Annotated in this window: 5 protein-coding genes; all 5 read left to right on the top strand. The window is 52.4% G+C overall.

The window, feature by feature from the left end; genetic code table 11:
- The first annotated feature begins 193 nt into the window (after window positions 1-193).
- The 5 genes from IBX50_RS18205 (at window position 194) to IBX50_RS18185 (ending at window position 3,834) form a co-directional block, all read left to right on the top strand.
- On the top strand, window positions 194-1,000 hold the full coding sequence (locus IBX50_RS18205; RefSeq protein ID WP_292257821.1) for an ATP-binding cassette domain-containing protein: 807 nt from the start codon (window positions 194-196) through the stop codon (window positions 998-1,000).
- Between the two features lie 83 nt (window positions 1,001-1,083).
- On the top strand, window positions 1,084-1,845 hold the full coding sequence (locus IBX50_RS18200) for an ABC transporter substrate-binding protein (protein ID WP_292257820.1): 762 nt from the start codon (window positions 1,084-1,086) through the stop codon (window positions 1,843-1,845).
- A 15-nt stretch (window positions 1,846-1,860) separates the two neighbouring features.
- Window positions 1,861-2,538, top strand: coding sequence for an ABC transporter permease subunit (locus IBX50_RS18195; RefSeq protein ID WP_292257819.1), 678 nt, complete (start codon window positions 1,861-1,863; stop codon window positions 2,536-2,538).
- Window positions 2,538-3,347: an ABC transporter permease gene (locus tag IBX50_RS18190; protein WP_292257818.1), complete on the top strand. Its 810-nt coding sequence runs from the start codon at window positions 2,538-2,540 to the stop codon at window positions 3,345-3,347. Before IBX50_RS18195 ends, IBX50_RS18190 begins: the two co-directional genes overlap by 1 nt.
- Complete coding sequence (locus tag IBX50_RS18185) at window positions 3,337-3,834, top strand: GNAT family N-acetyltransferase (protein ID WP_292257817.1); 498 nt, start codon at window positions 3,337-3,339, stop codon at window positions 3,832-3,834. The genes IBX50_RS18190 and IBX50_RS18185 overlap by 11 nt, the downstream gene beginning before the upstream one ends.
- Window positions 3,835-3,957: the final 123 nt, after the last annotated feature.

Here is a 3,957-nt window from a genome sequence, read left to right as displayed (position 1 = left end):
GTTTGACACCTTCACCGAGGCTCGTTACAAAATTACCGGGCCACTGAGTGATCCGGAGATTGAATTGCAGCGGGTCTTTTAAGCGCTGATGCGAATTTTTTGGGTATTCAGCAGTGCCAGATGCGGTTAAACTAGCGTTTTGTTCAATCGGTCAGCCCACAAGGCCAATAACAGAACTGACTAAGGCAGCGAGATGAACCCCGCACCTGAACCCTCTTCAACTAGTACTGATACTGCACAAACCGCCCTGGCGGTCAGTGACCTCCACAAGCGTTATGGTCAGAACGAAGTATTAAAAGGCATCTCCCTTGCTGCGCGTGAAGGAGATGTGATCTCTATTCTGGGTTCCAGCGGCTCCGGTAAATCCACTTTTCTGCGTTGTCTTAACCTGCTGGAAAAACCCTCACGCGGAGCCATCAGCCTGCGCGGTGAAGCGCTGGAATTAAAAGCTAACCGTGATGGCGAGCTGGAAGCTGTTAAAAGCCGCCAGCTGGAAGCCTTTCGTGCCCGTATGGGTTTTGTGTTTCAAAACTTTAATCTCTGGCCTCACCTGAACCTGCTGGACAACATTGCTCTGGCTCCTGTTCAGGTACTCGGCAAAAACAAAGCTGAAGCGCGAGATCGAGCCGCCGCCCTGCTGAAAAAAGTCGGGCTGGGCGACAAGGAAAAAGCCTATCCTTTGCAACTTTCCGGTGGTCAGCAACAGCGGGTCGCCATTGCCCGTACCCTGGCAATGGATCCGGAAGTGTTACTGTTTGATGAACCCACCTCAGCACTGGATCCAGAGCTGGTCAACGAAGTGCTGGGTGTAATGCGAGCGCTGGCTGAAGAAGGCCGCACCATGTTGATTGTCACCCACGAAATGCGCTTTGCGCGGGATGTTTCCAGTCAGGTGATGTTCCTGCATCAGGGGCAAGTGGAAGAACTCAGCCCCCCAGAACAATTTTTCACCAACCCGGTTTCAACCCGTTGCAGAGAATTCCTGTCCAGTCATCTATGATTCTGGCAGGTTCTTTGCTGCTGCAAAGGGTCACTCTATGACGTGTCACCCCTGACAAACCAAAAAAAAGAAGGAAACACACAATGCAAGTGTTCAAGAAAACGCTGATGTCACTGGCGCTGGTTGCCTCTGCAAGTCTGGTATCCACCGGTGTACTGGCTGATAAAATCCGTATTGCCACCGAAGGCGCTTATGCACCTTTTAACTTCATCGACAACACCGGCGCACTGCAAGGGTTCGATGTGGACATCGCCAAAGCCCTTTGTGCACAGATGAAAGCCGAGTGCGAAATTGTTGCTCAGGACTGGGATGGCATAATTCCTGGTCTGCGCGCACGTCGTTATGACGCCATTATTGCCTCCATGTCCATCACCGAAGAGCGCCAGCGTGTGGTGGCTTTCACCGATCCCTACTACTCCAACGTACTGGCATTTATTGGCCCCAAAGCCACCGAAATGAAAACCGATGCAACCAGCCTGAAAGGTAAAACCCTGGGTGCGCAGCGTGCCACCATTGCCGGTCAGTACCTGCAGGATGAACTGGGTCGTGATGTAACCGTGCGCCTGTATGACACTCAGGACAATGCCTATCTGGATCTGGCTTCCGGTCGTCTGCAAGGCATGGTATCCGACAAGTTCCCGGCTTATGACTGGCTGAGAAGTGAAGCGGGTGCCAACTTCGAGTTCAAGGGCGAAGATATCGATATTGATGACAAGATTGGTATTGCCGTGCGCCAGAACGACAACAAGCTGCGTGAGCGTTTTAACCAGGCACTGAAGGAAATTGTTGATAACGGTGTTTATGCTGAAATCAACGCCAAGTACTTCCCTTTCTCCATCCTCTGAGTGTCTGAATAACGCATGGATTTACATGGTTTTGGACACCTGCTGCTGGCAGGCACCTGGGTCACCTTAAAACTGGCATTTGTCAGTTTGCTGCTGGGTCTGATCCTGGGTCTGCTGGGTGCCACCGCCAAGCTGTCCTCCATCAGGGTGTTGCGCTGGATTGCCACCAGTTACACCACCCTGATGCGAGGATTGCCGGAGCTGCTGCTGGTACTGATTATCTACTTTGGCACCACCGAGCTGCTGCTGCATCTCTTTGATGTGTATGTGGAGGTCAGCGCTTTTGCTGCCGGGGTTGCCGCCCTTTCGATTGCTTTTGGTGCTTATGCCACCGAAGTGTTTCGTGGTGCCCTGCAGGAAATCCCCAAAGGACAACAGGAAGCGGCCTTGTCACTGGGCATGAGCCGTTTTAAAGCTTTTTATTTTGTGGTGCTGCCGCAACTCTGGCGACTGGCCTTGCCGGGGCTGGGCAACCTGTTCTTAGTGCTGTTAAAAGACACCGCACTGGTATCGGTAATCGGGCTGAATGACCTGATGCGTCAGGCTTATGTAGCGGCTGGTTTCACCAAACTACCCTTCACCTTTTATCTGGCGGCAGCCTTTATTTACCTGCTGCTGACCATCATTTTTATGCAACTGCTGCGTCTGATGGAAAAACGTGCCAGCCGGGGTTATGCCGGAGGACACAGCTGATGGACTGGATGCTGGTGTTATCCGAGTGGCTGCAACAACTGACAGCAGGCAACGAACCCTGGGATTCTTATGCTCGTTACCTGCCACAACTGCTGGAAGGTGCCTGGGTCACACTTAAACTGGTGGTCTTGTCCGGTATCGTTGGTATTCTGCTGGCTTTACCCTTGGCACTGCTGCGAGTCTCAAAAAATCCCTGGTTGTGGGTACTGCCTTACGGTTACATCTTCTTTTTTCGTGGCACACCCTTATTGGTGCAGATTTTTCTGGTTTATTACGGCCTGTCGCAGTTTGAAAGCCTGCGTAACATGGGCTGGCTGTGGGATGAAGTACTCTCCCAGCCCTACTGGTGCGCGATTATCACCTTCAGCCTGCACACCGCTGCTTATATTGCTGAACTCTTCCGAGGTGCCATACAGTCAGTGCCCAAAGGAGAGGTGGAAGCAGCCATGGCGCTGGGTCTGTCCAAGGCAAAACAGTACCGTAAAATCATTTTGCCTCGTGCGTTTGGCATGATTCTGCCAGCCTACGGTAATGAAGTGATTCTGATGTTAAAAGGCAGTGCACTGGCTTCCACCATCACCCTGCTGGATTTGATGGGTGCCACCCGCAACGTGATTTCGCGCACCTACATGAATCTGGAGTTTTTCCTGCTGGCCGGGGTGATGTATCTGCTGATTGCCGCCATATTTATTGGCCTGTTCCGCCTGCTGGAAAACATTTTTAATGCCCATCAACGCGCGACCCACCTGCCGGTGAAACAACTGGATGCCCAGTTGCAGGATGAACACCTGCGCGACAATGCCCGCTGAGAAAGCCATGTTTGATATCCATGAAGCCGACCTGAACCAACCCGAACAAGCCGCCGCATTGGTGGCACTGATGGACGAATATGCCCGTGACCCGATGGGTGGTGGAGAAGGGCTAAGTGACGCTGTAAAAGCCGCCTTGCCTCAAGCTCTGAAAAATCGCTCCGGTGCTTTTCAGATTCTGGCCTGGCAGGGTAAAGAACCAGCCGGGTTAATCAACTGCTTTGAAGGTTTTTCCACTTTTAAATGCCAGCCGCTGATCAACATTCACGATGTGATTGTCAGTAAAAACCACCGAGGGCAGGGGCTGAACCAGCTGATGATGGAGAAGGTGGAAGAAATCGCCCGCCAGCGGGGTTGCTGCAAAATCACCTTGGAGGTGTTGCAAGGCAACCAGCCCGCCCAGCGGGCATATCAGAAGTTCGGGTTTGCGGGGTATGAGTTGGATCCGGAGATGGGGCAGGCGCTCTTCTGGGAAAAGAAGCTGTAATTACCTGACCTTCGCATATCAAGCCAATCATCTATTTTGCACGACCTTCAAAAACTCCCGATTTGCGCGACCATCAAAAACTCCCGATTGCCATCACCGCCGGTAATCGGGCTGGCTAACCAG

The organism is Marinospirillum sp. (genome assembly GCF_014859565.1).
The sequence above is the reverse complement of the archived record's forward strand: the minus strand, read 5'-3'. Positions and strand labels throughout refer to the sequence as shown.

What these genes read in the sequence shown, in the direction of transcription:
- IBX50_RS18205 (WP_292257821.1), top strand. Translation starts at nt 194, where the DNA reads ATGAACCCCGCACCTGAACCCTCTTCAACTAGTACTGATACTGCACAA.
- IBX50_RS18200 (WP_292257820.1), top strand. Translation starts at nt 1,084, where the DNA reads ATGCAAGTGTTCAAGAAAACGCTGATGTCACTGGCGCTGGTTGCCTCT.
- IBX50_RS18195 (WP_292257819.1), top strand. Translation starts at nt 1,861, where the DNA reads ATGGATTTACATGGTTTTGGACACCTGCTGCTGGCAGGCACCTGGGTC.
- IBX50_RS18190 (WP_292257818.1), top strand. Translation starts at nt 2,538, where the DNA reads ATGGACTGGATGCTGGTGTTATCCGAGTGGCTGCAACAACTGACAGCA.
- IBX50_RS18185 (WP_292257817.1), top strand. Translation starts at nt 3,337, where the DNA reads ATGCCCGCTGAGAAAGCCATGTTTGATATCCATGAAGCCGACCTGAAC.